Source organism: Microbacterium sp. NPDC090003, assembly GCF_044748385.1.
GTDB lineage: Bacteria > Actinomycetota > Actinomycetes > Actinomycetales > Microbacteriaceae > Microbacterium.
Map to the genome: position 1 here is coordinate 389741 of NZ_JBIVFW010000001.1, position 25572 is coordinate 415312.

General features: G+C 67.9%; 25 protein-coding genes and 4 tRNA genes. 17 read left to right on the plus strand and 12 right to left on the minus strand.

Annotated elements, in window-relative coordinates; genetic code table 11:
* Positions 1-91: 91 nt before the first annotated feature.
* The 3 genes from ACIPVN_RS01920 to ACIPVN_RS01930 all read right to left on the minus strand — a co-directional run bounded on the left by ACIPVN_RS01920 (position 92) and on the right by ACIPVN_RS01930 (position 3182).
* Positions 92-1423, minus strand: a complete 1332-nt coding sequence (locus tag ACIPVN_RS01920) for a flavin monoamine oxidase family protein (protein WP_400438729.1) — start codon at positions 1421-1423, stop codon at positions 92-94.
* Positions 1424-1556: 133 nt separating this feature from the next.
* Positions 1557-2606, minus strand: a complete 1050-nt coding sequence (locus ACIPVN_RS01925) for a 2,3-butanediol dehydrogenase (RefSeq protein WP_400438732.1) — start codon at positions 2604-2606, stop codon at positions 1557-1559.
* A gap of 24 nt (positions 2607-2630) precedes the next feature.
* On the minus strand, positions 2631-3182 hold the full coding sequence (locus ACIPVN_RS01930) for a TetR/AcrR family transcriptional regulator (RefSeq protein WP_400438736.1): 552 nt from the start codon (positions 3180-3182) through the stop codon (positions 2631-2633).
* A gap of 86 nt (positions 3183-3268) precedes the next feature.
* Between ACIPVN_RS01930 and ACIPVN_RS01935 the strand changes: the two genes are divergently transcribed.
* Positions 3269-4045: an SDR family NAD(P)-dependent oxidoreductase gene (locus tag ACIPVN_RS01935; protein ID WP_400438739.1), complete on the plus strand. Its 777-nt coding sequence runs from the start codon at positions 3269-3271 to the stop codon at positions 4043-4045.
* 69 nt (positions 4046-4114) lie between these two features.
* Here the strand turns inward: ACIPVN_RS01935 and ACIPVN_RS01940 are convergent.
* Positions 4115-4187: transfer RNA gene (locus ACIPVN_RS01940), tRNA-Val, on the minus strand.
* Positions 4188-4338: 151 nt separating this feature from the next.
* Here ACIPVN_RS01940 and ACIPVN_RS01945 point away from each other — a divergent pair.
* The 3 genes from ACIPVN_RS01945 to ACIPVN_RS01955 all read left to right on the plus strand — a co-directional run bounded on the left by ACIPVN_RS01945 (position 4339) and on the right by ACIPVN_RS01955 (position 4634).
* Positions 4339-4411: transfer RNA gene (locus tag ACIPVN_RS01945), tRNA-Gly, on the plus strand.
* A 54-nt stretch (positions 4412-4465) separates the two neighbouring features.
* A tRNA-Cys gene (locus ACIPVN_RS01950) sits at positions 4466-4536 on the plus strand.
* Positions 4537-4562: 26 nt separating this feature from the next.
* Positions 4563-4634 (plus strand) — tRNA-Val (locus ACIPVN_RS01955).
* 76 nt (positions 4635-4710) lie between these two features.
* Here ACIPVN_RS01955 and ACIPVN_RS01960 read toward each other — a convergent pair.
* The 4 genes from ACIPVN_RS01960 to ACIPVN_RS01975 all read right to left on the minus strand — a co-directional run bounded on the left by ACIPVN_RS01960 (position 4711) and on the right by ACIPVN_RS01975 (position 8137).
* Positions 4711-5004 carry a hypothetical protein gene (locus tag ACIPVN_RS01960; protein WP_400438741.1) on the minus strand — a complete coding sequence of 98 codons (294 nt, stop codon included), beginning with the start codon at positions 5002-5004 and terminating at the stop codon, positions 4711-4713.
* Between the two features lie 88 nt (positions 5005-5092).
* Entirely contained in the window at positions 5093-6256 is a 1164-nt protein-coding gene (locus ACIPVN_RS01965; RefSeq protein WP_400438744.1) for a MalY/PatB family protein, read from the minus strand.
* A gap of 91 nt (positions 6257-6347) precedes the next feature.
* Positions 6348-7694 (minus strand): cryptochrome/photolyase family protein, encoded by a 1347-nt coding sequence (locus ACIPVN_RS01970; RefSeq protein ID WP_400438747.1) that lies wholly within the window; start codon positions 7692-7694, stop codon positions 6348-6350.
* Between the two features lie 38 nt (positions 7695-7732).
* The gene (locus ACIPVN_RS01975; protein ID WP_400438750.1) at positions 7733-8137 is read right to left on the minus strand and encodes a hypothetical protein; all 405 of its coding nucleotides are present in this window, start codon (positions 8135-8137) and stop codon (positions 7733-7735) included.
* A gap of 35 nt (positions 8138-8172) precedes the next feature.
* Here ACIPVN_RS01975 and ACIPVN_RS01980 point away from each other — a divergent pair, with 35 nt between their 5' ends.
* The 3 genes from ACIPVN_RS01980 to ACIPVN_RS01990 all read left to right on the plus strand — a co-directional run bounded on the left by ACIPVN_RS01980 (position 8173) and on the right by ACIPVN_RS01990 (position 11118).
* Positions 8173-8532: a YnfA family protein gene (locus ACIPVN_RS01980; RefSeq protein ID WP_400438752.1), complete on the plus strand. Its 360-nt coding sequence runs from the start codon at positions 8173-8175 to the stop codon at positions 8530-8532.
* Between the two features lie 121 nt (positions 8533-8653).
* Positions 8654-10579, plus strand: coding sequence for a threonine--tRNA ligase (gene thrS / locus ACIPVN_RS01985; RefSeq protein WP_400443282.1), 1926 nt, complete (start codon positions 8654-8656; stop codon positions 10577-10579).
* Positions 10576-11118 (plus strand): HIT family protein, encoded by a 543-nt coding sequence (locus ACIPVN_RS01990; RefSeq protein ID WP_400438755.1) that lies wholly within the window; start codon positions 10576-10578, stop codon positions 11116-11118. Before thrS ends, ACIPVN_RS01990 begins: the two co-directional genes overlap by 4 nt.
* A gap of 2 nt (positions 11119-11120) precedes the next feature.
* Here ACIPVN_RS01990 and pdxY read toward each other — a convergent pair whose 3' ends face one another.
* Positions 11121-11972, minus strand: a complete 852-nt coding sequence (gene pdxY / locus ACIPVN_RS01995) for a pyridoxal kinase PdxY (protein ID WP_400438757.1) — start codon at positions 11970-11972, stop codon at positions 11121-11123.
* Between the two features lie 46 nt (positions 11973-12018).
* Positions 12019-13326 (minus strand): aminotransferase class I/II-fold pyridoxal phosphate-dependent enzyme, encoded by a 1308-nt coding sequence (locus tag ACIPVN_RS02000; protein WP_400438760.1) that lies wholly within the window; start codon positions 13324-13326, stop codon positions 12019-12021.
* Between the two features lie 91 nt (positions 13327-13417).
* On the opposite strand from ACIPVN_RS02000, the gene pdxS reads away from it, so the two are divergent.
* The 10 genes from pdxS to ACIPVN_RS02050 all read left to right on the plus strand — a co-directional run bounded on the left by pdxS (position 13418) and on the right by ACIPVN_RS02050 (position 23569).
* Positions 13418-14311 (plus strand): pyridoxal 5'-phosphate synthase lyase subunit PdxS, encoded by an 894-nt coding sequence (pdxS, locus tag ACIPVN_RS02005; RefSeq protein ID WP_400438763.1) that lies wholly within the window; start codon positions 13418-13420, stop codon positions 14309-14311.
* Positions 14301-14909: a pyridoxal 5'-phosphate synthase glutaminase subunit PdxT gene (pdxT, locus tag ACIPVN_RS02010; RefSeq protein ID WP_400438766.1), complete on the plus strand. Its 609-nt coding sequence runs from the start codon at positions 14301-14303 to the stop codon at positions 14907-14909. Before pdxS ends, pdxT begins: the two co-directional genes overlap by 11 nt.
* A 73-nt stretch (positions 14910-14982) precedes the next feature.
* Positions 14983-15744 carry a YebC/PmpR family DNA-binding transcriptional regulator gene (locus ACIPVN_RS02015; protein ID WP_400443283.1) on the plus strand — a complete coding sequence of 254 codons (762 nt, stop codon included), beginning with the start codon at positions 14983-14985 and terminating at the stop codon, positions 15742-15744.
* Between the two features lie 45 nt (positions 15745-15789).
* Entirely contained in the window at positions 15790-16377 is a 588-nt protein-coding gene (gene ruvC / locus ACIPVN_RS02020) for a crossover junction endodeoxyribonuclease RuvC (protein WP_400438768.1), read from the plus strand.
* Between the two features lie 9 nt (positions 16378-16386).
* A complete protein-coding gene (gene ruvA / locus ACIPVN_RS02025) occupies positions 16387-16989 on the plus strand; it encodes a Holliday junction branch migration protein RuvA (protein ID WP_400438770.1) in 603 nt (200 codons plus the stop codon).
* A complete protein-coding gene (gene ruvB / locus ACIPVN_RS02030) occupies positions 16982-18007 on the plus strand; it encodes a Holliday junction branch migration DNA helicase RuvB (protein WP_400438773.1) in 1026 nt (341 codons plus the stop codon). Before ruvA ends, ruvB begins: the two co-directional genes overlap by 8 nt.
* 72 nt (positions 18008-18079) lie before the next feature.
* A complete protein-coding gene (gene yajC / locus ACIPVN_RS02035; RefSeq protein WP_400438776.1) occupies positions 18080-18472 on the plus strand; it encodes a preprotein translocase subunit YajC in 393 nt (130 codons plus the stop codon).
* Positions 18473-18527: 55 nt separating this feature from the next.
* Positions 18528-20255 carry a protein translocase subunit SecD gene (gene secD / locus ACIPVN_RS02040; protein ID WP_400438779.1) on the plus strand — a complete coding sequence of 576 codons (1728 nt, stop codon included), beginning with the start codon at positions 18528-18530 and terminating at the stop codon, positions 20253-20255.
* Complete coding sequence (gene secF, locus ACIPVN_RS02045) at positions 20255-21244, plus strand: protein translocase subunit SecF (RefSeq protein ID WP_400438782.1); 990 nt, start codon at positions 20255-20257, stop codon at positions 21242-21244. Before secD ends, secF begins: the two co-directional genes overlap by 1 nt.
* Positions 21245-21319: 75 nt before the next feature.
* Positions 21320-23569 (plus strand): bifunctional (p)ppGpp synthetase/guanosine-3',5'-bis(diphosphate) 3'-pyrophosphohydrolase, encoded by a 2250-nt coding sequence (locus ACIPVN_RS02050; protein WP_247622426.1) that lies wholly within the window; start codon positions 21320-21322, stop codon positions 23567-23569.
* Here the strand turns inward: ACIPVN_RS02050 and ACIPVN_RS02055 are convergent.
* The gene (locus tag ACIPVN_RS02055; protein WP_400438786.1) at positions 23556-24107 is read right to left on the minus strand and encodes a type IV toxin-antitoxin system AbiEi family antitoxin; all 552 of its coding nucleotides are present in this window, start codon (positions 24105-24107) and stop codon (positions 23556-23558) included. The two genes, ACIPVN_RS02050 and ACIPVN_RS02055, sit on opposite strands and share 14 nt — an antisense overlap.
* Before the next feature lie 63 nt (positions 24108-24170).
* Complete coding sequence (locus ACIPVN_RS02060) at positions 24171-25523, minus strand: DUF349 domain-containing protein (RefSeq protein ID WP_400438789.1); 1353 nt, start codon at positions 25521-25523, stop codon at positions 24171-24173.
* Positions 25524-25572: the final 49 nt, after the last annotated feature.

Here is a 25572-nt window from a genome sequence, read left to right on the forward strand (position 1 = left end):
CCGCGGGCGCGGCGCTCGTGCGCATCAGCGTGCGCGACTTCGTCCCGATTGATCGAGGGGCTGGTCAGCATCCGCAGCGAGATGGTAGCGCTCAGCGTCCGCGAGACCAGAGCCGCTCGATCGCCACGGTGCGGGCGAGGATCCGTTCGGCCGCGCGGTGGCCCGACAGCAGCGCGGCGGGCACCGTCGCCGGGTCGTCGGTCCAGGTCGCCTCGCCGGCGATGTGGAGAACTCCGCCGATCGGAGTGGCCAGGTCGTCGTGGTCGGCGGTCGTCGAACCGGGCGTCATGTATGCGTAGGCGCCGCGGGACAACGGATCGTCCTGCCAGTGCGTGCGGTTCACGGCCACGGGTGTCGGCACGTCGGCGCCGTACAGCCGGCGCAACTGCGCGAGGACCGACTCCACGACCCGCTCATCCGACCAGTCCCGCGTCTCCTGGGCGGCTGGGCCCGCGGCGAAGGTGAGCAGCGTCGGCTCGCCGTCGAGAACGGTGAGGTCGTACCATGAGTGCCACCACCGCCCCTCGGGCCCCTGTTGGCGGATCGCATAGACGTCGTCGTCCCAGAACCGTGTGGGGAAGCGGAGGAAGATCTTCTCAAAGGCGTTCATGCGCAGGCGTGAGAGAGCCCCGGCGTTCGGCTCGGGCAGCGCGGGGTCGATCACCAGCGCGGGGGACTGCAGCACTCCGACCGGCACCGTGAGTGCCGCCGCCGCCGCGCGGAAGACGCCGTGCGGGCTGATGGCGACCACGCCCTCGTCCGACCATTCGACACGGGAGACGGCGTGGTCGAGACGTATGTCGAGTCCGTCGGCCAGGTGCGTCGCGAGGCTGTCGTACCCATCGGGGAAGACGACCTCGTCGCCGTCGATCGTGTCGTCGTCGAGGCCGTGAGCGGCGAGGTCCTCGATCCAGGCGCCGTACTGCTCCTCGGCACGGTGCTCGAGATACTCGCGCACCCGCTGCGTACGATCGGCGTCCCATCCCTGTATCGCGAGGGCCGCCTCGGTCACGTCGCGATACGACGCATCGACTGCCGACTCGGCGATGGTGTCGCGGAGCACCGCATCCACTGCATGGATGTCTGCGACGTAGGCGGTGGCATCCGCGTCGGACAGGCGGATGCCCTCGGGGCCGTAGTGAGCGATCGGACGGCTGTCCGGTTGGTAGCCCCCCACCGTGAACTCCCGCGTGCGAAGGCCGAATGCGGTCGCCGCGGCCGCGACCGGACTGCCGTCGATACCGTGGATCCAGGAGGCGCCGAGATCCGTGACGCGCCCGGCCGAACGATCGGTCGTCACGCGTCCCCCGATGCGATCCCGCGCTTCGAGAACGATGACGCTCAGGCCCTCCGCCCGCAGAAGTCGGGCGGCGGAGAGGCCGGCGATTCCCGCACCGATCACGATCGCGTCAGAAGAGTGCATGAGGGTTCCTTCGCCGGAGGGCATCGCTGGGGGTGATCCCGACGTTAGTCAGTCGGACCCCACCGGCGGAAGAGCACAGGGCGATGGCCGCGGCCGATCGCGTCGGACCCCGGCCATCGCCCCGAGGCGCGTGTCAGGTCGACTGAACGAGGATCTTCGCTCCAGCACCGCCACGGAGTGCGTGGATCGCGTCCACGACGCCGTCCAGCGGAACGTCCTGCACCCATCCTGTCGTGTCGTACACGCCCGCGGCCATCGCGGCGATGACCGCGTCGAAGTCCTCGGGGAGATACGCCAGCGCGCCGGCGATCTCGGTCTCGGCCATCACCAGCTGGGTCGGCAGGAAGTCCATCGTGCGCTCGTGGATCGCGACGACGACGACACGGCCACCCGGCACGAGGCTGGCGAGCGAGGAGGTGACGGCGGGGCCGGCGCCGGCGGCATCGAATGCCACATCGACGCCGTCGCCGTCGGTCAGAGCGGCGACGGCTGCGCCGAGGTCCTCCGCCACCGGGTCGACGACCGTAGCGCCGAGGGCCGCGATGATCGCACGTCGATCGGCGCTCGGCTCGGACACGAGCACCTTGTCGATGCCCCGGGCTTTGAGGGCGAACCACACGCCGATGCCGATGGGGCCGGCGCCGGCGATGAGGGCGGTTCCGCCCGGCTCGACGCCGCTGCGCGAGACAGCGTGCCAGGCGACCGACATCGGCTCGACCAGGGCGCCGAGGCGCAGGTCGACGTTCTCGGGGAGCACGTGCAGCTTCGACGCGTCGACGGTCGTGAACTCGGCCATGCCGCCGCCGTTTGAGCTCAGGCCGTGGAATCCGATCTTCTGGCACGCGTTGTACATGCCGCGGCGGCATGCAGCGCAGTCACCGCAGTAGTAGATGGGCCAGACGGCCACCCGGTCGCCGACCGAGATGCCGTCGACCCCTGCGCCGAGCTCGACGACCGTGCCCGAGAACTCGTGTCCGAGGATCTGGGGAAGCGTCGATCCCGTCAGCGGATGCGGGTGTTCGAAGTCGAGGCCCGCTGCTTCCGGCGTGTAGTAGACGTGTAGGTCGGAGCCGCAGATGCCCGCGAAGGCATTGCGCAGCTTGACCTGGCCCGGCCCGGGGGAGGGATCTGCGACCTCCTCGATGCGGAGGTCCTCCTGCGAGTGGAACACTGCGGCCTTCATCCTTCTCTCCTTTTCCGGCGGCCGTCAGCGCAGCCACCACTCCGGGGACGCCGCGAGGATGAGCCTCACGGCGCGGTCTATGTCGTGGTCGCCGCTGCGCAGCCACTCCTCGATGGAGCCCACGGTGCCGGCGGCGGCGTAGGCGAACGCGATCCGCATCGCTGCGGGGTCCTCCCGGAAGACCGGCGGCACGATGTCGGGATGCAGGCGCACCCAGAGCTCGAGGCCCGACCGGATGGACCGCTCGAGGTTGCTGCGCAGGGGAGCGGCGAGCAGGGGGTGCATCGCGCCGCGATAGACGTCCGCGCGACGGACGACGTGCTCGAGCAGTGCCCGCTCGCCGTCACCGATCGTGTCGGTGCGCGGGAGGATCTCCATCGCTTCGGCGATCTCGGTCGAGAGGGCGTCGGCGAGAAGATCGACGGGGCTCTCGGCGTGCCGGTAGAAGGTGTCGCGGGTCACACCCGCCGCGGCGCAGACGGCGGAAGCGGTCACGTCGGCGATCGGCATCCGTCCGGCCAGATCGAGGATGGCACCGCGGAGGTGTTCCCGAGAACGTCGCGTCCGTGCATCCATGTTCCACAGTTTATCCGACATGTGTCAGATAGGGCGTATCGTGACGGGCGAAGACGGCACCACGACGGTGCCGGAGAGAGGAAGTCATGTCAGGGTTCGAGAACAGCGTCGCGGTCGTCACCGGCGGAGTGTCGGGTATCGGAGCGGCGATCACGCGCCGCCTCGTCGATCGAGGTGCGAAGGTGTTCGTCGCCGACATCAATGCGGATGCCGTGGCCGCCGCCACCGAGACGTTCGGCGAGAACGTGGCCGGCTTGCGCACCGATGTCACCGACGAGCAGTCGATGGAGGCGCTCTTCGCCGCCGCCGTCGAACGATTCGGCCGGATCGATGCGGTGTACAACGTCGCGGGCGGCTCGAAGCCTGGCCGCGTCATCGACATGGACCTCGCGACCTGGGACTTCAACATCAAGTTGAACCTCTACGGAGCGTTCCTCGGCACCAAGCTCGGAGCGAAACAGTTCCTCGCCCAGGGCAGCACGGGTTCCATCGTGAACATCGCCTCGCTCAACTCCCAGGTGCCGATGCACTCGGGTGCCGGCTACTCGACGGCGAAGGCCGGTGTCGTGATGCTCACGAAGAACGCCGCACTCGAGCTCGCCGAGCGGGGTATCCGCGTGAACGCGATCTCGCCCGGCCTCGTCGCCACGCCGCTCACCGGCGGACTGCTGGCCGTCCCGGGAGTCATGGAGACCTACCTGGATCGCATCCCGGCGAAGCGCGCCGCCGATCCCGATGAGATCGCCGGCGTCGCACTGTTCCTCGCGTCGGCCGACGCGTCGTACGTCAATGGAGAGAACATCGTCGTTGACGGCGCGTGGGCGACGACCGGCTACCCCGACCTGCGCCCCTTCATGGGCTGATCCCTCGGCTCAGACGGAGGGGACGAAGAAGCCCCGCTCCGTCGAGGCGACGTGCGGGGCTGTGATCCGTGGGCGATACCGGACTCGAACCGATGACCTCTTCCGTGTGAAGGAAGCGCGCTACCAACTGCGCCAATCGCCCATGACCCAGGGGGTCGAGAAACGATACTACCGGACGCGTACGGGCTGTGATGACCATCCGGCGAGACACGCGCGAGATTCGCTTCCGGTTTGGACAGTCGCGGATCATCGGCTAATGTTTCATAAGTGCCCGGGACAACCGGGAACGAAATGCGGATGTAGCGCAGTTGGTAGCGCACAACCTTGCCAAGGTTGGGGTCGCGAGTTCGAGTCTCGTCATCCGCTCGAGTGTAGAGGGTCTTCTTCGGAAGACCTTCCGCACGTGGGGTCAATCCACACGGTGGCGTGGCCGAGCGGCTAGGCACCGGCCTGCAAAGCCGTTTACACGGGTTCGAATCCCGTCGCCACCTCACTGAGAACTGAATAGCCTTCATAGGCGCGATTGGCGCAGCGGTAGCGCGCTTCCCTGACACGGAAGAGGTCACTGGTTCGATCCCAGTATCGCGCACAGACGAAACCCCCGGTCCAGCCGGGGGTTTTTGCGTTCCCGTGCCGTGTCACCTTCTTCGACAGGCGGCGGGCACTCAGCGGCTCTCGTGACCGAAATAGGCGAAAAGCCAGACGACCACCCCGGTCACCGCTGCCGTCACGAAACCGAGTGCGGTCGGAAAGGCGCTGCTTCCGTACATCCACGTCGGAAAGAGCGCACATCCCACGGGAGCATCGGTCTCCCATGCTCCCGCGAGCCACCCCGTTCGGCAATAGTCCTGGATGGCGGGTGCGACGACGATTCCCGCGATGAGCCCTCCGACCGGGCTCGTGACAGCCGTCCAGACGGCCGCGAATTGCGCATCGGCGTGCGAATCGGCCTCGCCCATATCGGTACCCTTTCCCCAGCGGTACCCCTCCGCCCACAGCAAACCATGCCGAAGCGCCCGGTGGAAGGGGCGCGGAGGATTTCGCCGGTCAGCGGGCGGCCAGCGCGGCGGCGATCCGACGAACCGCATCCTCCAGGAGCGGTCTGGGCAGGGCGAAGACGAACCGGGTGAACCCGACCGCGGAGACCCCGCAGGCGGCCCCGTCGGTCATCGCGACGCCGGCATGCTCGCGGAACCACTCTCCGAGATCGCCCGTCACGCCGGTCTCGCGGAAATCGAGGAGCGCGATGTAGGTTCCCTCGGGAACGGTCATCTTCACCTGGGGGAGGTGCTCGGAGACGAGTGCCGCCAGTGCTCGCCGGTTGCCGTCCAGATACGTGACCGTCTCGTCGAGCCACGCACCCCCACCGGTGTAGGCGGCGACGTTGGCGACGGCTCCGATCGTCGACGTACCGTGCCCCGACCAGGCACCTTCCTTCTCCCAGAGCGCGGCGTCCGAGGCGTTCGAGACGATCACCTGCGCGCACTTCAGTCCCGCCAGGTTCCACGCTTTGGAAGCGGAGGTGGCGGTGAGGGTGTGACCTGCGGCGACGTCGGAGATCGATGCATAGGGGATGTGCCGGCCGGGGGCGTAGACGATCGGCGCGTGGATCTCGTCGGAGAACACGCGCCCACCCGCGTCGTGCACGGTCTTCGCGACCCGTTCGAGTTCCTCTCGCGTCGCGACCGTCCCGAGGGGGTTGTGCGGATTGCACAGCACGAACAGCTCACCTCCCTCGGCGAAGGCCGCGGCCACGGCCTGCTGGTCGATGACCCAGCGGCCGTTCTCGACGATGCTCGGAACCTCGATGACCCGTCGCCCGTGCATCGGGGGAACCATGAGGAACGGCATGTACGCCGGTGTCGGCACGATCACGGCGGCTCCCGGCGCGGTGTACTGCTCGATCGCGTACTCGAAAGCGGTGATCACATCGGGCACCTGCTTCACCTGAGCGGGAGAGATCTCCCAGCCGTAGCGCGCGCCGTACCAGGTGGCCGTTGCAGCGGCGAGCTGATCGGCGAGGTGCTGCGGCAGGTAGCCGGTGAGGCCCTGCTCGAGGGCATCGCCCACGGCGTCCTTCACTGCCGGCGCGACGCCGAAATCCATTTCGGCGACGAACGCGCCGATCGTGTCGGGGAAGGTGGTCCACTTGACGCTCCCCGCCTCTCGCAGATCGTTCTCGGTGAGGGTGTCGAAGCGGTCGACGGACATACGGGGATCCTTCATGGCAGGGAAGCGGGGGCTTCCTCGATCGTACGGTGAGTGAGCGCCCGCGGGGCCGTGGCACCGGCCGTCGGACGGCTCACCGATCGCGGGGCGCGCGCTTGACGACGTCGTACGCGGCGAGCGCCGCCTTCCGTGTCTCCCCGAGATCGACGATCGGTTCGCTGGGGGCGTCCGACGCCCACTGGGAGATGTAAAGCCTGTTCGGGTCGAACTTCTTGGCTTGGAGCTCGGGATTGAAGATACGGAAGTAAGGTGCCGCATCCGCCCCGGAGCCCGCCACCCATTGCCAGTTGAACGGATTGTTCGCCCCGTCGGCGTCGACGAGCGTATCCCAGAACCACTCCTCGCCGTGGTGCCAGTCGATCAGGAGGTTCTTCACGAGGAAGGATGCCGTGACCATCCGCACGCGATTGTGCATGTAGCCCGTGCGCCAGAGCTCCCGCATCCCCGCGTCGACCAGCGGCACTCCGGTCTCCCCACGCCGCCATGCGCCGAGGTGCGACGGCTTCAACCGCGGCCAGGGGAATGCGTCGAACTCGGGCCGGAGGTTCTTCGACGCGAGATCGGGGAAGTGGTAGAGCGTGTGCCACGCGAACTCGCGCCATCCGAGTTCGGAGAGGAAGCCGCCCGCGCCTTCTGTCTCGACTGCTTCGTGCCACACCGTGAACGGACTGATCTCGCCCCAGCGCAGACGCGGGGAGAGAAGAGACGTGGCACCCGCGGACGGTTCGTCGCGCGCTCGGTCGTACGCGCCGAGGTCCTCGTCGAGGAAGGTGCGCAGCCGGTGTCGCGCGCTGGGCTCCCCGGGCTCCCACGTCTCGCGTAGCCCCTCCGCCCAGTCCGGACGGGTGGGGAGCAGACCCCAGTCGTCGAGATCGTCCGACGCGGGGGCCGAGCGGATGCCGTCGATCTCCCGCGGTTCGGGGAGCGGGAGACGCGGCGCGGGCAGCGCGAGGCAGGCGCGCCAGAACGGGGTGAAGACCGAGAAGTGCGTGCCGGCGCCCGTTGTCACCGTCCACGGCTCATGGAGAAGGGATCCCGCGAACGAGGCCACCTCGATGCCGTCCGCCCGCAGCGTGGTCTTCAGCTCGGCATCGATATCGCGCTCGGGGCGGCCGTACCGGCGATTCCAGAACACGGCGCCCGCACCGGCATCCGCCACGACTTCGGAGATGACACGGCCGGCAGGGCCGCGGCGTAGCACCAGCGCACCCCCGCGTTCTCTCAGCCGTTCATCCAGCGAGGCGAGGGAGTGATGCAGCCACCAGCGGGCCGCGCCTCCGAGCGGGCGGATGCCGGGGGACTCCTCGTCGAGCACGTACACGGCGAGGATCGGCTCTCCGCGATCGATCGCGGCGCGCAGCGCGGGGTTGTCGGCGAGGCGCAGATCATCTCGGAACCACACGAGCGAAGGCGAGGACATCGCCCCATTCTGGCGCCCGTCACGTCATCGGGGAAATGTCAGCGGCGGCCTTGACTTCGCCCCTCGGCACTGGTCGCCCACACCGCCCACGCCATCAGGAGCGGCTGCAGGAACAGCCGTCCGAATCGGCGGCGGTCGGTGTCGAGCCCCGGCGTCGAACGGCCCGTGCGCCACTGATGCACGTTGCCGGGGAGCACGGCGGCGAAGAACATCGCTGTCGCCCATCCGATCCTGCGGCGTTCCCGGGGAAGTGCGACCAGGCCCACCGCGAGCCCGACCTCGACCACGCCCGACGCGACGACGATCGCTTCCTTGTCGAGGCGGGATATGCGGGTCGCCCAGTCCGGCACGACGACACGGAACCCCCTCGTCTGCACGAAGTGCAGAATCCCGATGGCGCCCAGGGCGGCGGCGAGTGTCCAGCGCGCGATCGTTCGAGTCATCCGTTCACGCTACCCGGTACTGCCAGACTGGCCGCATGACCGTGTTCCGCATCATCGTGCTCTTCGTGCTGGCCGCCGTCGCCGAGATTGGTGGAGCGTGGCTGATCTGGCAGGCGCTCAAGGAGGATCGCGGGTGGATCTTCGCCGTGCTCGGAGTGATGGCCCTCGGCGCCTACGGATTCGTGGCCGCGCTCCAGCCCGACGCCAACTTCGGCCGCGTGCTCGCCGCCTACGGCGGCGTGTTCATCGCGGGATCGCTCGCCTGGGGCATCATCGTCGACGGCTTCAAGCCGACCGTCTGGGACTGGGCGGGGTCGTCGATCGCCCTCGTCGGTGCGGCCATCATCATCCTCGCGCCGGCCGTGACTCAGGCGGCCGGCGAGCCGGGGGCGTGACGGTCAGCGCGACCGGGCCATGCGAGTAGCCTAGATCCAGACCCAGATGGAGTGATCAGTGCCTGAAAACGCCCAGCCGAAAGACGGCTTCGCCCTGTTCTCTGACCGATCCGTCGTCGCCATGCGCGTCAACGGCATCCTCAAGGACCTCGCGACCACAGTGACCGACGCCGACGAGGTCGAGGCGGTCACGATCGACAGCCCCGACGGCCTCGGCATCCTGCGCCATTCGACCGCGCACGTGCTCGCCCAGGCGGTGCAGCGCATCAACCCGCAGGCGAACCTCGGCATCGGGCCACCCATCACCGACGGTTTCTATTACGACTTCGGCGTCGATTCTCCGTTCACGCCCGAGGACCTGAAGGCGATCACCAAAGAGATGCAGCGCATCGTCCGCGAGGGCCAGCGGTTCGTGCGCCGCGTGGTGACCGATGACGAGGCCCGCGCCGAACTCGCCGACGAGCCGTTCAAGCTCGAGTTGATCGGGCTCAAGGGCGGCAAGGAAGCGGCCGATGGCGCGTCCGTCGAGGTCGGCGAGGGCGAACTCACGATCTACGACAACACCACCCGTGACGGCGAAGTGGTCTGGAAGGACCTCTGCCGCGGCCCGCATCTGCCGAACACGCGCATGATCGGCAACGGCTGGGACCTCACCCGCGTTGCCGCCGCCTACTGGCGCGGTAGCGAGAAGAACCCGCAGCTGCAGCGCATCTACGGCACCGCGTGGCCGTCGAAGGACGAGCTGCGGGCGTACCAGGAGCGCCTCGCCGAGGCAGAGCGCCGCGACCACCGCAAGCTCGGCAGCGAGATGGACCTGTTCTCGTTCCCCGATGAGATCGGCTCGGGTCTCGCGGTGTTCCACCCCAAGGGCGGAATCATCCGGTACGAGATCGAGGAGAACCTGCGCAAGCACCTGCTGCGCAACGGTTACGACCTGGTCAACAGCCCGCACATCACGAAGAAGGATCTCTTCATGACGTCGGGTCACCTGCAGACCTATGCCGACGGCATGTTCCCGCCGATGCACCTCGATGAGGTCGTCGACGAGGAGGGCAACGTCACGCGGGAGGGGCAGGACTACTACCTGAAGCCCATGAACTGCCCGTTCCACAACCTCATCTTCCGCTCGCGCGGGCGTTCGTACCGCGAGCTGCCCCTGCGGCTCGCGGAGTTCGGCACGGTCTACCGCTACGAGAAGAGCGGCACCCTCTCGGGCCTCACCCGTGTGCGCGGTCTGACCCAGGACGACGCGCACATCTACGTCGCGCAGGATCAGGTCAAGGAGGAGCTCACCACCAACTTGAACCTCGTCCTCGACCTCCTCCGCGACTACGGCCTGAACGACTTCTATCTCGAGTTGTCGACGAACGAAGAGGGCAACCCCAAGTTCCTCGGCGACCCGGAGCAGTGGTCGACGGCGATCGAGACCCTCAGGGAAGTCGCCGTGGAATCCGGGCTCGAGCTCGTCGCCGACCCGGGCGGCGCCGCGTTCTACGGTCCGAAGATCTCGGTGCAGGCGCGGGACGCGATCGGGCGAACCTGGCAGATGTCGACGATCCAGCTCGACTTCAATCAGCCCGATCGATTCGAGCTGGAGTACACCGGGTCGGATGGGCAGAAGCACCGCCCGGTGATGATCCATCGCGCACTGCTCGGATCCGTCGAGCGTTTCTTCGCGATCCTCCTCGAGCACTACGCGGGCGACTTCCCGCTGTGGCTCGCACCGAGCCAGGTCGTCGGTGTGCCGGTCGCCGAGCAGTACGGCGACTACCTCGACGACGTGGTCGGACAGCTCCGCGCCGCAGGGGTCCGTGCCGACGTCGACCACTCGGACGACCGTATGCAGAAGAAGATCCGCAACCACACCACCGCCAAGGTGCCGCTGATCCTCATCGTCGGTGAACAGGACCGCGCGGCAGGAACGGTTTCATTCCGCTTCCGCGACGGCACGCAGGAGAACGGCGTGCCCGTCGCGGATGCCGTGAACCGCATCCGCGCCGCGATCGAGTCGCACGCCCTCGTGCTGAAAGCGGGGGACCTGGCGTGACCGGGATCGACTCGGAGGACGCCGGTACGTTCGCCGGAGTCCCCGACGAGTTCCAGCGGCTCTGGACCCCGCATCGGATGGCCTACATCCAGGCGGGGCCCGAACCGCTGCGCGAGGAGTGCCCGTTCTGCGAAGCACCGAAGCATCCGGATGCCGAACGGCTGATCGTCGCCCGCGGTGAGACCGCCTACGTGCTGCTGAACCTGTTCCCTTACAACTCGGGACATCTGCTCGTCTGCCCGTACCGGCACATCGCGACGTACGACCAGGCCACCCCCGAAGAGGTCGCCGAAATCGGCGCACTGACGCAGACCGCGATGCGTGTGCTGACGGAGGTTTCTCGCTGCGACGGCTTCAACATCGGGATGAACCAGGGCGCCGTCGCCGGCGCGGGAGTCGACGGCCACCTGCACCAGCACGTCGTGCCGCGGTGGCGCTCCGACGCGAACTTCTTCCCGATCATCGCGAAGACGAAGGCACTCCCGCAGCTCCTGGGAGAGGTGCGGGAGGCCGTCGCGGGCGCCTGGCCGGTGGCCTGAGCTCAGCGGACCTGCCGGGCGGTGAACTGCATGCGCGGGTGCGCGTAGAACTCCTGCGCCTCGACGAGCTGCAGCTCGCGCTCTCCGGAGTCGAGCGTGGCCTTCAGCAGGTCGAAGACACTCGATGCGGTGCGCTCCAGGGCGGTCTGCGCGCTGCCGGTCTCGACGTAGTGCGCGGTGAAGAGCGCGGCGGTCACGTCGCCCGATCCGTTCGCCTTCATCGGAAGGTGCGGTGTCTGCACGATCCAGGCACCCTCATCGTCGACCGCGAGCATCTCGATCGTTCCCTCTTCGCGGTCCGGACGCTCGACGCTCGTGACGAGCACCGTCCGCGGTCCCATCGCGCGGGCCAGGTCGACCGAGGCCAGTGTGGACTCGAGCGTGTCGGGATCGGTCTCGGTGAGGAAGCCGAGCTCGAACTGGTTCGGCGTGATGATGTCCGCCACCGGCACGACCTTCTCCCGGAGCAGCACGGGGATCGCGGGCGCGACGAAGCACCCGGATTTGGCGTTGCCCATGACCGGGTCGCACGCGTAGACCGCATCCGGGCTCTCCGCCTTGACCCGGGCGACGGCGTCGATGATCACGTCGCCGATGCCGTCGCCGCCCTGGTACCCGCTGAGCACGGCGTCGATGCCGCCGAAGACGCCACGATCCTGGATGCCGGTGATGACCTCGCGCACCTCGGCGGGATCGATCATCGGGCCGCGCCAGGCCCCGTATCCGGTGTGGTTCGAGAAGTTCACGGTGTAGACCGGGAGGACCTCGACGCCGATGCGCTGCAACGGGAACACCGCGGCGGAGTTGCCGACGTGACCGTAGGCGACGGCGGACTGGATGGAGAGGATCTTCATCTCCCGATCCTTTCTTTCAGGGCGGGTGCGTTCCCGCTTCGGGTGGTCATCGGGAAGCCGCGACGAGGTCGGCGACGAAGGCTGCGGCATCCGCATCGGACAGATCGTGGACGGTCAGCCGCAGATGCCGTGACGGCTCGGCCTTCTCATCGAGGGCGAACTCGTCACCGGTCCGGGCCAGCCATCCGCGGCGCATGAGCTGTTCGGCGACGGCGCGCGCGGGGCGCGGCAACTCGACCCAGAGGCTGAGGCCGTCGGAGTCGGGGGCGTCGAATCCGTGAGTGCGCAGGAGCCGAGCGAAGGCGGCATTGCGCTCGGCGTAGTGCGCCGCAGCGATGCCGATCGTCTTCAGGGCTGAGGGATCGGTCAGCTGGGCATGCGTGAGTCGCTGGAGCAGATGGCTCACCCAGGTCGTCCCCGGGCTGAGCCGCATCGACAGGCGTTCGGCCGTGTCCGGGTCGGTCGCTGCGAGCGCCAGGCACATGTCCGGGCCGAGGAACTTCGAGACGGAGCGCACGAGGGCGAAACGCCGGTGCTCCGGTCCGATCACCGTCTCGTAGGGGCGCTGCGAGAGCATCGAGAAGTGGTCGTCCTCGATGATCAGCACGTAGGGGTGGTCGGCGAGCACGGCGCGGAGCTCGGCCGCGCGCGCGGCCGTCAGGCTGGTGCCGGTGGGGTTCTGAGCGCGGGGAGTGCAGATGATGGCGCGGATGCCGGCATCGAGCGCCGCGCGGAGGCCGGCGACCGTCATCCCCTCTCCGTCGACGGGGACCGGCACGGCGCGGTACCCTCCGAGTCGCACCGTATGGATGCTCGCGAGGAAGCAGGGGTCCTCGAGCGCTACCGCGTCATCGCGCGTGAGAGCCTGTGCGAGGAGCCGCTCGACGGCGTCGACCGCGCCGCTGGTGACGGTGACGCGGAAGTCGGCGTGATCGAGGTCGGTGGCGATCCACTCGCGTGCCCAGGCGTCGAGGCCGCGGTCGATCACGGGCTCCCCGTACAGCACAGGGCGTCCGGTGACGCGGGCGAGTGCGGGGGACGGATCGGGGATGAGCCGGGGCTCGGGGTTGCCCGTACCGACATCGCGGAGGACGGTGTCCGCCGCGTAACCCTCCTGGGCCACCGCCTCGACGCCGGCGATCGTGGTGCCGGCGCGCCCGCGGGAGACGACGAGCCCCGCCTGGGCGAGCTGGCGATAGGCGGCCACCGCGGTGTTGCGATTCACGCCGAGAGTGGTGGCTAGTTCCCGGACAGGGGGAAGCGGATCGCCGGGGCGGAGGGTGCCGCGGTCGCGCAGGGCGCGCACGCTGTCGGCGATGTCTGCTGCGGTCGTTCCGGTGATCTCGGCGCTCATGGGTCCTCGACACCGATTCTAGAACGTCCGGGACGATGCTACGGTTTGACATAGATCAAACGAGTCATTTGGCTCAGCCGAGAGGAATGCGATGAACGATCAGGCAACCACCGGATCCGCGCGGGTCAAGCGCGGTCTCGCCGAGATGCTCAAGGGCGGCGTCATCATGGACGTCGTCACTGCGGAGCAGGCCAAGATCGCCGAGGATGCCGGCGCCGTGGCCGTGATGGCGCTGGAGCGGGTTCCGGCCGACATCCGCGCGCAGGGTGGGGTTTCGCGGATGAGCGACCCCGACATGATCGACAGCATCATCGACGCCGTCTCGATCCCGGTGATGGCGAAGGCGCGCATCGGCCACTTCGTCGAGGCGCAGATCCTCCAGGAGCTCGGCGTCGACTACATCGACGAGTCGGAGGTGCTGTCGCCGGCGGACTACGTCAATCACATCGACAAGTTCGGCTTCACCGTGCCCTTCGTATGCGGGGCGACGAACCTCGGCGAGGCGCTGCGTCGCATCAACGAGGGCGCCGCGATGATCCGCTCGAAGGGCGAGGCCGGCACCGGTGACGTGTCGGAGGCGACCAAGCACATCCGCAAGATCATGAGCGAGATCAACGTGCTGCGTTCGATGACCAAGGACGAGCTCTACGTGGCGGCGAAGGAGTTGCAGGCGCCCTACGACCTCGTCGTCGAGGTCGCGGCGACGGGCAAGCTGCCGGTCGTGCTGTTCGTCGCGGGAGGAGTGGCGACCCCCGCGGACGCCGCGATGATGATGCAGATGGGCGCGGACGGCGTGTTCGTCGGTTCCGGCATCTTCAAGTCGGGCAACCCCGCCCAGCGCGCCGCGGCGATCGTGAAGGCGACCACGTTCCATGACGATCCGAGCGTGATCGCCCAGGTCTCGCGCGGGCTCGGCGAGGCGATGGTCGGGATCAACGTGTCCGACCTCCCCGCACCGCACCGGCTCTCCGAGCGTGGCTGGTAGTCCGACCGTCGGAGTCCTCGCACTGCAGGGCGACGTGCGCGAGCATGTCGCCCTGCTCGCAGAACTCGGAGCGGACGTGGTGCTCGTGCGCCGCCCGGAGGAGCTGGTCGGGATCGACGGACTCGTGCTGCCGGGCGGAGAGTCCAGCGTCATCGACAAACTGGCGCGGATGTTCGGGCTTCAGCAACCGATTCGCTCGGCGATCCGGGCAGGGATGCCGATGTACGGCACGTGCGCGGGACTCATCCTCCTGGCGGACACCGTGCTCGACGCGATCGCGGGGCAGGAGTCGTTCGGCGGCCTCGACATCGACGTGCGGCGCAACGCCTTCGGACGCCAGTCCGAATCGTTCGAGATCGACCTCGATGTGCCGGTGCTCGGCGACGCTCCCGTGTCCGCGACGTTCATCCGGGCGCCGATCGTCGAGCGTTCGGGGGCTTCCGTCCAGGTGCTGGCCACCCTCCCCGACGGCACGGTGGTCGCTGTCCGCCAAGGGCCGTTGCTCGGCACGAGCTTCCATCCCGAGATGGACGGTGAGCGCCGATTCCACGAGCTCTTCCTCGACGAGGCGCGACGCTACGCGAGCGCACCCCGGTAGTCGACGTCACGATTCGTTAGACTGGACGATGCCCTGGGCCGTGCCCACGGGCGGATACGACGAGTGGAGACTTATGTCCGGGCATTCCAAGTGGGCCACCACGAAGCACAAGAAGGCCATCATCGACTCCAGGCGCGCCAAGTCCTGGGCCAAGCTCATCAAGAACATCGAGGTCGCAGCCAAGCTCGGCGGCGCCGACCTCGCGGGTAACCCCACGCTGTTCGACGCGGTGCAGAAGGCGAAGAAGACCTCTGTCCCGAAGGACAACATCGACCGCGCGGTCAAGCGTGGAGCCGGAATCGGCGGCGAGGCCGTCGAGTACACCTCGATCATGTACGAGGGATACGGCCCGAACGGCGTGGCGCTCATGATCGAGTGTCTGACCGACAACAAGAACCGTGCCGCCGCCGAGGTGCGCACGGCTCTCAGCCGCAATGGGGGAACGCTGGCCGACCCGGGCAGCGTCGCCTACAACTTCTCGCGCAAGGGCGTCATCGTCGTCGGTTCCGAGGGGACCACAGAGGATGACGTCATGATGGCCGCGCTCGAGGCGGGTGCTGAAGAGATCGAGCCGCACTCCGAGGGTTTCGAGATCATCACCGAGGCGACCGACCTCGTCACCGTGCGCAGCGCGCTGCAGGAGGCGGGCATCGACTACGAATCGGCAGACGTCGAATTCGTGCCGAACCTCAAGGTGGAGATCGACGCCGACACCGCACGCAAGGTCTTCCGCCTGATCGATGCACTTGAGGACAGCGAGGACGTGCAGAACGTCTTCAGCAACTTCGACCTCTCGTCCGAGGTGCAGGCCGAACTCGAGAACGACGACAGCTAGGCGCGCCACGCGCCGGACGTCGACGGTGCCGCCTAGCCTGGGGGAGTGACCTCCTCCTCGCTGCGCGTGCTCGGGATCGACCCGGGCCTCACCCGATGCGGTGTGGGCATCGTCGACGTCGACGGATCGCGTCGCGGAACGCTCGTGCACGTCGGAGTGATCCGCTCGTCTCCGGATGCGCCGATCGGCGAGCGTCTCGCGACCGTCGCCGCCGGTATCCGCGAAGTGATAGTCGCGCATTCCCCGCACGCGGTCGCTGTCGAGCGCGTGTTCGCGCAGCAGAACACGCACACGGTGATGGGCACGGCTCAGGCCAGCGGAGTCGCGCTGCTGCTCGCGGCCGAGGCGGGTCTTCCCGCAGCGACTCACACGCCGAGCGAGGTCAAAGCAGCGGTGACCGGATACGGATCGGCCGACAAGCGCCAGGTGCAGGCGATGATCGCTCGGATACTCCGTCTCGATGCTCCTCCGCAGCCGGCGGATGCCGCCGACGCCCTCGCCATCGCGCTCTGCCACGCCTGGCGCCGGGGCAGCGCGGGGGTGGCTGCTGCTGCGGGCGGGCTGACGCCGGCGCAGCGCGCGTGGGCTGATGCCGAGCGTGTCGCTCGAACATACGTACGACGTGGGGCCTAGGCTGGGAGGATGATCTCCTCCCTGCACGGCACCGTGCTGCACTCGACATCCGACCAGGTCGTCGTCGAGGTGGGCGGCGTCGGGTTCTCCGTCGCCGTGCCGGCCGACGTCGCGCACACCGCGACGGTGGGGGAGCAGCTGCGGTTGCACACGAGCCTGATCGTGCGCGAGGACGCGCTCTCGCTCTTCGGATTCGCCGAGCGCGACGAGCTCGATGTCTTCGGGCTCCTCATCAGCGTGACGGGGGTCGGGCCGAAGTCCGCACTCGGGGTGCTGTCGCACCTGACCGTCGACCAGATCGCAGAGGCAGTGAACGCCGAAGACGACGCGCCCTTCCGCCGCGTGTCCGGAATCGGCCCCAAGACCGCGAAGCTCATCGTCGTGCAGCTCGCCGGCAAGGTGCAGCCGACGGTTGCGGCGGCGCCGAGTCCCTCGGGTGCGTCGGATGTGGTGGGTCAGGTCGCGGCCGCCCTCGTCGGACTCGGATGGTCGGAGAAGGTCGCGACCGAGGCCGCCGCGCAAACCGCCGCCGAGGCATCCGACGCGGAGCGTTCTGCCGTCGCACCGCTGCTGCGTCGCACGCTCGCCATGCTGGGGCCCGCACGTGGCTGACGCTCTCGACGCATCCGAGCCCGTCGACGAGACCGAGCTCGCGATCGAGGGCGCCCTGCGCCCGACCAGTCTCGGCGAGTTCGTCGGACAGCAGAAGGTGCGCGGTCAGCTGCAGCTCCTGCTCGAGGCGGCCCGCATCCAGAGCCGCCCCGCTGATCACATCCTGCTCGCGGGTCCGCCCGGACTCGGCAAGACGACGCTGGCGATGATCGTCGCGCACGAGAGCGAGCGCCCCCTGCGCCTGTCGAGCGGACCGGCCATCCAACACGCCGGCGACCTCGCTGCGCTCCTGTCGAGTCTCGTGCCCGGCGAAGTGCTCTTCATCGATGAGATCCACCGGATGGCGCGCTCCGCCGAGGAGATGCTCTACCTCGCCATGGAGGATTTCCGCATCGACATCATGGTCGGCAAGGGGGCGGGGGCCACCAGCATCCCGCTGGAGCTCGCACCGTTCACCCTGGTGGGAGCGACGACACGGTCGGGACTGCTGCCGAACCCGCTGCGCGACCGATTCGGGTTCACCGGTCATCTGGAGTTCTACGAGGAGGGTGAACTGGAGCGGGTGATCGCGCGATCCGCAGCGGTGCTCGGCGTCGACCTTCCGTCCGATTCGCTCTCCGAGATCGCGCGCCGATCGCGGGGGACGCCCCGCATCGCCAACCGTCTTCTCCGGCGCGTGCGCGACTACGCGCTCGTGCACGGCGGGGGAGCGGCGACCATCGCCGACGTCCGCGCCGCGCTCGAACTGTACGACGTCGACCCGATCGGTCTGGACCGTCTCGACCGCGCCGTTCTCGAAGCGCTCGTACGACGGTTCCGCGGGGGGCCGGTGGGACTCAGCACCCTCGCCGTCGCCGTCGGCGAAGAGGCCGAGACCGTCGAGAGCGTCGTCGAGCCCTACCTCGTGCGGATCGGATTCCTCGGCCGCACTCCGCGGGGTCGCGTCGCGATGCCCGAAGCGTACGCGCATCTCGGTGTCTCGCACCCCGACGGAGCGCTTCGCTTCGATGACCTATAATCACAGAAGACTTCCCCGAAACTTCTGTGCGCCCGTTGATGGTGCGTGCACCTCAGAAAGGCGCTCCGCCCCATGGAAATCATCCTCTTCGGTCTGCTGGCCGTCCTCCTCGTCTTCATGATCTTCAACACGCGCAAGCGTCAGAAGCAGATGAAGGCAGAGCAGGAGGAGAAGGCGACGAAGACGGTTCCCGGCGTGCGCGTGCTCCTGCAGGGCGGCATCTACGGCACGATCGTCTCCTACGACCCCGATGACCTCGACCACCCGGCATCGGTCGAGGTCGCCCCCGGTGTCGTGATCGAGGTGCACAGCCAGGCGATCCTGCGCATCGTCGAGCCGAAGGACATCGTCGCCGTCGACGCCGAGCTCGCTGACGACGCCACCATCGTCGAGGCCGACGTGCCCGTCGCCGAGACCCCGGAAGAGACGCGCGCGCGCCTCGACCGCGACGCAGACGACAAGTAAGTCCGCGGCGTTCGACCGCACCCCGGAATCCGGCCTCTCAGAAAGCTGAACTCACGTGGCTTCATCCTCTCCTGTCCGTCACGCCTGGCGGGTCCTTCTCGGCCTGCTCCTCGTGACGGGTGTCCTCTTCGGCATCAACGCAGCCGGGGTGTACGTCTTCGGGAAGAGCTCGTGGGCTCCGGAGCTCGCACTGGACCTCCAGGGCGGTACCCAGATCGTGCTGCAGGCAGAGACCGAGGATGGCAACCCGCCGACAGCGGAGCAGCTCGATCAGGCGGCGTCCATCATCCGTCAGCGCGTCGACGCTTCGGGCGTCGCGGAGGCCGACATCACCACGGAGGGCGGACAGAACATCGTCGTCCAGATCCCGGGTGTCGCCGATGAGCAGACACGCGAGCGGATCACCAGCAGCGCGCAGCTCGAGTTCCGAGCGGTCCTGGCCACGACCGCCGCGACGACGTCCTTCGTCGGTGACGACGGCAACGAGACGCCGTACCCGAGTCCCGACCCGTCGCTCGAGGCGACCCCGACGGCCGAGCCGACCGACGGCAGCGACCTCAACTGGGCCACCCCCAAGTTGCAGGCCGAGTTCCTCGCCTACGACTGCGCGAACCCCGACAACCCCACCAACGTGCCGAGCGAGCAGCCGATGATCGCGTGCGACGAGGCAGGTCAGGCGAAGTTCCTGCTCGGTCCGGCCGAGCTCGACGGAACGGCGATCGACGACGCGGCGAGCGGCCGCGATCCGCAGAACGGCGCATGGCTCGTCCAGCTCACCATGAACCCGGACGGGGCCGACAAGTTCGGCAAGGTCAGCACCCGCCTGAACCAGAACCGTATCGACGGCCTCACCCCCCGCGATCAGTTCGCCTTCGTGCTCGACGGCGTCGTGATCTCGGCTCCCCGTATGAACGGTGTGATCCTCGACGGCCGGCCGAGCATCTCGGGCAGCTTCACCCAGGATTCGGCGACGACCCTCGCCGACCAGCTCAAGTACGGTGCGCTGCCGCTGAGCTTCACCGTGCAGAGCTCCGACACGGTGTCGGCCACGCTCGGTACGCAGCAGCTCCAGATCGGCCTCATCGCCGGTCTCATCGGCCTGATCCTCGTCGCGATCTATTCGCTCATCGTCTACCGAGCCCTCGGGACGGTGATCATCGCGTCGATCGCGGTGATGGGTGTGCTGACCTACATCGTCATCTGCATCCTCGCGTGGCGCCTCGGCTTCCGTCTCTCGCTGGCGGGTGTGGCCGGTCTGATCGTGTCGATCGGATTCACCGCCGATTCCTTCATCGTCTACTTCGAGAGAATCCGAGACGAGCTGCGCGACGGGAAGTCGATCACCTCGGCCGTCGAAGACGGTTGGGGACGCGCCAAGCGCACGATCTACATCTCGAAGTCCATCAACATCCTCGCCGCGCTCGTGCTGTACATCCTCGCCGACTCGACGGTGAAGGGCTTCGCGTTCACGCTCGGCCTCACGACCATCATCGACGTGTTCATCTTCGTGATCTTCACGCATCCGGTCATGCAGCTGCTCGCCCGCACACGCTTCTTCGGGGGAGGCCACAAGCTCTCCGGGCTCGACCCCGAAGCACTGGGCGCGGTCTATCGCAATCGGTCGCAGTTCCGCGAGGTCGCGACGACATCCGCCGGTCGTGGCGCGCGCAACTCGCGTTCACGCGGCGAGGCGGAGCGTCGTCAGACCATCGCCGAGCGCAAGCGCGCGGAGGCTCTCGCGGGTGACAGACCCACCAACGCCGGAAGTGAGGGAGACGCCTGATGCCTTCCATGAATGAGTTCGGCAACAACCTGTACACGGGAAAGACCTCTTTCCCGTTCGTCGGTCGTCGCCGCCTGTGGTTCATCATCGCGATCATCCTGGTCGTGGGCTCGGCCCTGGTGCCGCTGATCCGTCCGATCCAGTTCTCGATCGAGTTCACCGGCGGATCGCAGTTCACCGTCGCGGCCCCGGACAGCACGGATCAGCAGATCGCCACCGACGCGGTCAAGTCGGTCGTGCCCGAATCGGCCACCAAGGTCGTCGTGGTGAACGGCGATGACATTCGCGTGCAGACCGACCAGATGACCGCCGACGAGACGCAGCAGGTCACCGCGGCTCTCGCCGAGGCGTATCAGGTCGATACCGCCGAGGTGACGTCGTCGTTCATCGGCCCGGCCTGGGGTGAGAGCGTCACCCGCCAGTCGCTCTGGGGCCTGGCGATCTTCCTCGCCCTGACCTTCCTGATCCTGGCGATCTACTTCCGTACCTGGAAGATGTCGGCCGCGGCGATCATCGGTCTGCTCGATGTGCTCGTGATCACCGTCGGCGTCTACGCGCTGGCCGGCTTCGAGATCTCGCCGGCGGCGGTGATCGGATTCCTCACGATCTTGGCGTACTCCTTGTACGACACGACGGTCGTCTTCGACAAGATCCGAGAGAACACGCACGAGGACGGCGAGAAGTCCGCGCGTCTGTTCGGGGAGTCCGTCAACCTGGCGGTGAACCAGACCCTCGTGCGATCGATCAACACCTCGGTGGTCGCAGCCCTCCCGGTCGGAGCGATCCTCTTCATCGGATCGCTGTGGCTCGGCGCCGAGACGCTGACCGACATCTCGCTGTCGATCTTCGTCGGCATCCTCGTCGCGACGTACTCGACCCTGTTCGTCGCCGCTCCGCTCTACTCGCTCTTCCGCGAGAACGAGCCGCAGATCCGCGAGCGAGACGCCCGGATCCGCGAAGCGCGCCTGCGCGCGACGGTCGAAGCCTGACGTATCCGTCCGGTGGGATCCCGTCCCGCCGGACGGACGTAGGATTGTCTGATGTTCTGATTCGGAGGTGAGCGGATGGCGGAAGCACAGTCGCCGGCGCAGGGATCGAGCCTGCGGCGTCTGGTTCCCCGCATCTTCTCGCGCGCGTCCAGGGTCAACGACCTCGACAACCTGATCCGCACCGTCCGGGCCAATCACCCCCGCGGTGATTTCTCGGTGATCGAGCGCGCGTACGCGGTTGCCAAGGACAAGCACACCGGGCAGCAGCGTCAGAGCGGTGAGCCGTACATCACGCATCCGCTCGCGGTCGCGCAGATCCTCGCCGAGCTCGGTCTCGGACCGCGCGCCATCGCGGCGGCGCTCCTGCACGACACCGTCGAAGACACCGGCTACGCGCTGACCGACCTCACCGCCGAGTTCGGCGACGAGGTCGCGATGCTCGTCGACGGTGTCACCAAGCTCGACAAGGTGAAGTACGGCGAGAGCGCCCAGGCCGAGACCGTCCGCAAGATGATCGTGGCGATGTCGAAGGACATCCGCGTGCTCTTGATCAAGCTCGCCGACCGCCTGCACAATGCGCGCACCTGGGGCTTCGTCCCGCCGGAGAAGGCGGCGAAGAAGGCCAAGGAGACGCTCGAGATCTACGCGCCGCTGGCCAATCGCCTCGGTATCCAGGCGATCAAGTCCGAGCTCGAGGACCTCTCGTTCGCCGTGCTGCACCCCAAGATCTACAACGAGATCCACAGCCTCATCGCACAGCGCACTCCGCAGCGCGAGAAGTACCTGAGCCAGGTCGTCGAGGAGATCGACGAGGATCTGCGTGATCTGCGCATCCGCGGCAAGGTCTCGGGCCGACCGAAGCAGCTCTACTCCGTCTACCAGAAGATGGTGGTGCGGGGTCGAGAGTTCGACGACATCTACGACCTGATCGGCATCCGCGTGCTCGTCGCCTCGGTGCGCGACTGCTACGCCGTGCTGGGTGCGATCCATGCCCGGTGGACGCCGTTGCCCGGTCGGTTCAAGGACTACATCGCCACCCCGAAGTTCAACCTCTATCAGTCGCTGCACACGACCGTGATCGGCCCCGCGGGCCGCACGGTCGAGATCCAGATCCGCACCCACGAGATGCACCAGCAGGCCGAGTACGGCGTTGCGGCGCACTGGATGTACAAGGAGCGGATGAATGGCGGCAAGGCCGAGGTGCGGGCATCCGACACCGACATGGCCTGGCTCGCGCATATCTCCGACTGGCAGGCCGAGACGGCCGACCCGGGGGAGTTCCTCGACTCGCTGCGGTTCGAGATCGGCGCGAAGGAGGTCTACGTCTTCACTCCGAAGGGGCGCGTCGTCGGTCTTCCTGCCGGTGCGACCCCCGTCGACTTCGCCTATGCGGTGCACACCGAGATCGGCCATCGCACCATGGGTGCGAAGGTGAACGGCCGCCTGGTGCCGCTCGAGTCCGAGCTGAAGAGCGGCGACGTCGTCGAGGTCTTCACCTCGAAGAACCCCGATGCCGGACCGAGTCAGGACTGGCTCGGGTTCGTCAAGAGCACCCGTGCGCGCAACAAGATCCGCGGCTGGTTCACGAAGGAGCGACGCGAGGAGGCCATCGAGCAGGGCAAGGAGGCGATCGCCCGCGCGATGCGCCGGCAGAACCTGCCCCTTCAGCGTCTGATGAGCCAGGACTCGTTCGCCGAGGTCGCGCAGCAGTTGCGCTACGAGGACGTCTCGGCGCTGTACGCGGCGGTGGGCGAGGGGCACATCTCGACCCAGTCGGTGCTCGAGAAGGTCACGGCCAACGTCGCCGCCAACGACACGACGACCGGCGCCATCGACCTCCCGGGTAGTGTGCCGACCCGCGAACCGCGTGCGGGCGACTCGGGCGTTCTCGTGCGCGGAGCCGCAGACATCCTCGTGAAACTCGCGAAGTGCTGCACGCCGGTGCCCGGCGATCCGATCGTCGGCTTCGTCACGCGCGGAAGCGGCGTCTCAGTGCACCGCAGCGATTGCGTCAACGTCAAGGCCCTGAGCAACGAGCAGGACCGATTCGTCGAGGTGTCGTGGGCACCGACCACCAAGAGCGTGTTCCGCGTGCAGATCCAGGTCGAGGCCCTCGACCGCTCCGGTCTGCTGTCCGACGTGACGCGCGTGCTGAGCGAGCACCACGTCAACATCCTCTCGGCCACGGTCAACACCAACGACGACCGATTGGCGATCAGCCGGTTCGTGTTCGAGATGGGCGATGCCGTGCATCTCGACCGCGTGCTCAATGCTGTGCGGAGGATCGACGCGGTGTACGACGTCTACCGCGTCACGTCTTCCTGAACCCGAGCCCCTCGAGGAGTTCCAGGGCACGTCGAGAACCGGGAACGCGCCGCAGGGTGCGGATGCGTTCTCGCGCGCTCCCGAGCAGATGCGGGTCGTGCTCGATGAGCATCTGCGCCCATCGATCCAGTGTGCGATCACGCTGGCTCCCAAGCGCGAGGTCCATCAGGGTGCGTTGCGGACTCGTGATCGGGATGCCGCCGATGATGAGGAGATCCTCGGCCGGGAGGGGAGTGTCGTGGTAACGCACGCGCGGACTCTGCACTGCGCGGATGCGCCTCGCCACGGCGCGGCGGAGGTGGTGCGGGTTCGGGGGCGCGTCGCACGCACCGTGGACCCAGACGGCACTCGGACCGCAGACCGCGGTGCCCGGCTGAACGATCGCAGCGATCGACGCGGCGCGGACGTCGGCATCCTCGACGAGATCCGCGGGGATGAAGGCCTCGCCGACATCCACGACGTCGCCGTCGAGGCGGGCAGCGGTCAGTTCGGGGAGCGTCAGGCGTTGGCCGGGCAGATACAGGAAAGCGGGATGCACCAGGCCAGTGTGACCCAGGGCATCCCGCTGTCGCGCGCTCGGATGCGAGCTGTGGAGAACTCGTCAGCCGCCGAGGGCGCTCAGCCAGGCGCGACGCGCTTCGAGAGCGTCGGATGCTTCCTTGATCGCCTTCTTGTCGCCGGACTTCTCGGCCGCGGCGAGCTCGGACTCGAGCTTCTCGATCGCCTCGAGGAGCTGCGAGCTCATGTCGTTGGCGCGCGCCTTGGTCTCGGGGTTGTTTTTCTTCCAGTCGACCTCTTCGCGGGCCTTGAGGGCCTGCTCGATGACGCGGAGCTTGTCGTCGAGCGCACGTTCCTTGTCGCGGGGGAAGATTCGGCCGATTTCATCCCACTGCCGCTGGATGCCGGTGAGCAGGGCGCGGGCGCGCTTGATGTTGGGCTCGTCGGCGACGGCCTTGGCCTCTTCCAGAAGAGCCTGACGCGCCTCGATCTTGGGAGCGGATTCGGCCTCCTCGGCGGCGGACTGCTCGGCACGCGCGGCGTAGAGCGCGTCTCCGGCGGCCTTGAACCGTGCCCAGAGGGCATCGTCCGCCTTGCGGCCGGCCCGGCCGGCGGCCTTCCATTCATCGAGCAGCGTGCGGTAGGCGGGAATCCCGTCGGTGCCGCGCGGGGCGAGGGCTTCGGCGCGCTCGATCAGACGGGTCTTCGCTTCGCGCGCCACCTTGTGCGTGTCGTCGAGCTCCGAGTAGAACGCACGACGGTGCTTGTCGACGACCGAACGAGCATCACGGAATCGCTTCCACAGCTGCTGAGACAGGCCCTTCGACAGGCGCGGGCCGTTCTGCTGCTGAGCCTGCCAGGCGTCGAAGAGCTCGCCGAGCTCGGCGGTGACCTGCTTCCACTGCACCTTCGAGAGGTCGCGCGCGGCGATCGCCTCGGCGCGCTCCACGAGGGCGGTGCGCTCGGCGATGGCCTGGTCGAGCAGCTCCTTCGCACGCTGCTGCTCCTCGGCCGTGGCTTCGGAGAGCGAGGCCGTCAGCGTGTGGAGCCGCTCGAGGAGGCCTGCGAGATCACCGACGGCAGCGGCATCCGTGGCTTCGTCGACCAGGTGACCGGCCTGCTTGACCAGATCGCTCGCGGTCGCGCCACCGGCCTGGTGGCGCTGTTCGAGGGTCTGCACCTTGAAGGCGATGTCCTCGTACTTGCGCACGAAATAAGCGAGTGCCTCGTCGGGCGTGCCGTCGGGGTACTGGCCGACGACGCGCCAGTTCTCTCCCTCGCGCACCTCGACCGTGCCGTCCTCACTGACGCGACCCCACTTCGCAGCATCGCTGGAGACGGGTGCGGTGGGCGCGGCCGGAGCGGCGGCGGCAGGGGTGGGCAGCTTGCGCGGCAGGGGCTTCGCCGGGGGAGCGGGGACGGGGGGAGTCGGCTTCGAGGACTCGTTGGCAGACACAGTGTTCTCCTTGCGCGGTTGGCCGCGGGAGGCGGAAAGGACGATGTTC

What these genes read in the sequence shown, in the direction of transcription:
- ACIPVN_RS01920 (WP_400438729.1), bottom strand. Translation starts at nt 1,423, where the DNA reads ATGCACTCTTCTGACGCGATCGTGATCGGTGCGGGAATCGCCGGCCTC.
- ACIPVN_RS01925 (WP_400438732.1), bottom strand. Translation starts at nt 2,606, where the DNA reads ATGAAGGCCGCAGTGTTCCACTCGCAGGAGGACCTCCGCATCGAGGAG.
- ACIPVN_RS01930 (WP_400438736.1), bottom strand. Translation starts at nt 3,182, where the DNA reads ATGGATGCACGGACGCGACGTTCTCGGGAACACCTCCGCGGTGCCATC.
- ACIPVN_RS01935 (WP_400438739.1), top strand. Translation starts at nt 3,269, where the DNA reads ATGTCAGGGTTCGAGAACAGCGTCGCGGTCGTCACCGGCGGAGTGTCG.
- ACIPVN_RS01960 (WP_400438741.1), bottom strand. Translation starts at nt 5,004, where the DNA reads ATGGGCGAGGCCGATTCGCACGCCGATGCGCAATTCGCGGCCGTCTGG.
- ACIPVN_RS01965 (WP_400438744.1), bottom strand. Translation starts at nt 6,256, where the DNA reads ATGTCCGTCGACCGCTTCGACACCCTCACCGAGAACGATCTGCGAGAG.
- ACIPVN_RS01970 (WP_400438747.1), bottom strand. Translation starts at nt 7,694, where the DNA reads ATGTCCTCGCCTTCGCTCGTGTGGTTCCGAGATGATCTGCGCCTCGCC.
- ACIPVN_RS01975 (WP_400438750.1), bottom strand. Translation starts at nt 8,137, where the DNA reads ATGACTCGAACGATCGCGCGCTGGACACTCGCCGCCGCCCTGGGCGCC.
- ACIPVN_RS01980 (WP_400438752.1), top strand. Translation starts at nt 8,173, where the DNA reads ATGACCGTGTTCCGCATCATCGTGCTCTTCGTGCTGGCCGCCGTCGCC.
- thrS (WP_400443282.1), top strand. Translation starts at nt 8,654, where the DNA reads ATGCGCGTCAACGGCATCCTCAAGGACCTCGCGACCACAGTGACCGAC.
- pdxY (WP_400438757.1), bottom strand. Translation starts at nt 11,972, where the DNA reads ATGAAGATCCTCTCCATCCAGTCCGCCGTCGCCTACGGTCACGTCGGC.
- ACIPVN_RS02000 (WP_400438760.1), bottom strand. Translation starts at nt 13,326, where the DNA reads ATGAGCGCCGAGATCACCGGAACGACCGCAGCAGACATCGCCGACAGC.
- pdxS (WP_400438763.1), top strand. Translation starts at nt 13,418, where the DNA reads ATGAACGATCAGGCAACCACCGGATCCGCGCGGGTCAAGCGCGGTCTC.
- ACIPVN_RS02015 (WP_400443283.1), top strand. Translation starts at nt 14,983, where the DNA reads ATGTCCGGGCATTCCAAGTGGGCCACCACGAAGCACAAGAAGGCCATC.
- ruvA (WP_400438770.1), top strand. Translation starts at nt 16,387, where the DNA reads ATGATCTCCTCCCTGCACGGCACCGTGCTGCACTCGACATCCGACCAG.
- yajC (WP_400438776.1), top strand. Translation starts at nt 18,080, where the DNA reads ATGGAAATCATCCTCTTCGGTCTGCTGGCCGTCCTCCTCGTCTTCATG.
- secF (WP_400438782.1), top strand. Translation starts at nt 20,255, where the DNA reads ATGCCTTCCATGAATGAGTTCGGCAACAACCTGTACACGGGAAAGACC.
- ACIPVN_RS02050 (WP_247622426.1), top strand. Translation starts at nt 21,320, where the DNA reads ATGGCGGAAGCACAGTCGCCGGCGCAGGGATCGAGCCTGCGGCGTCTG.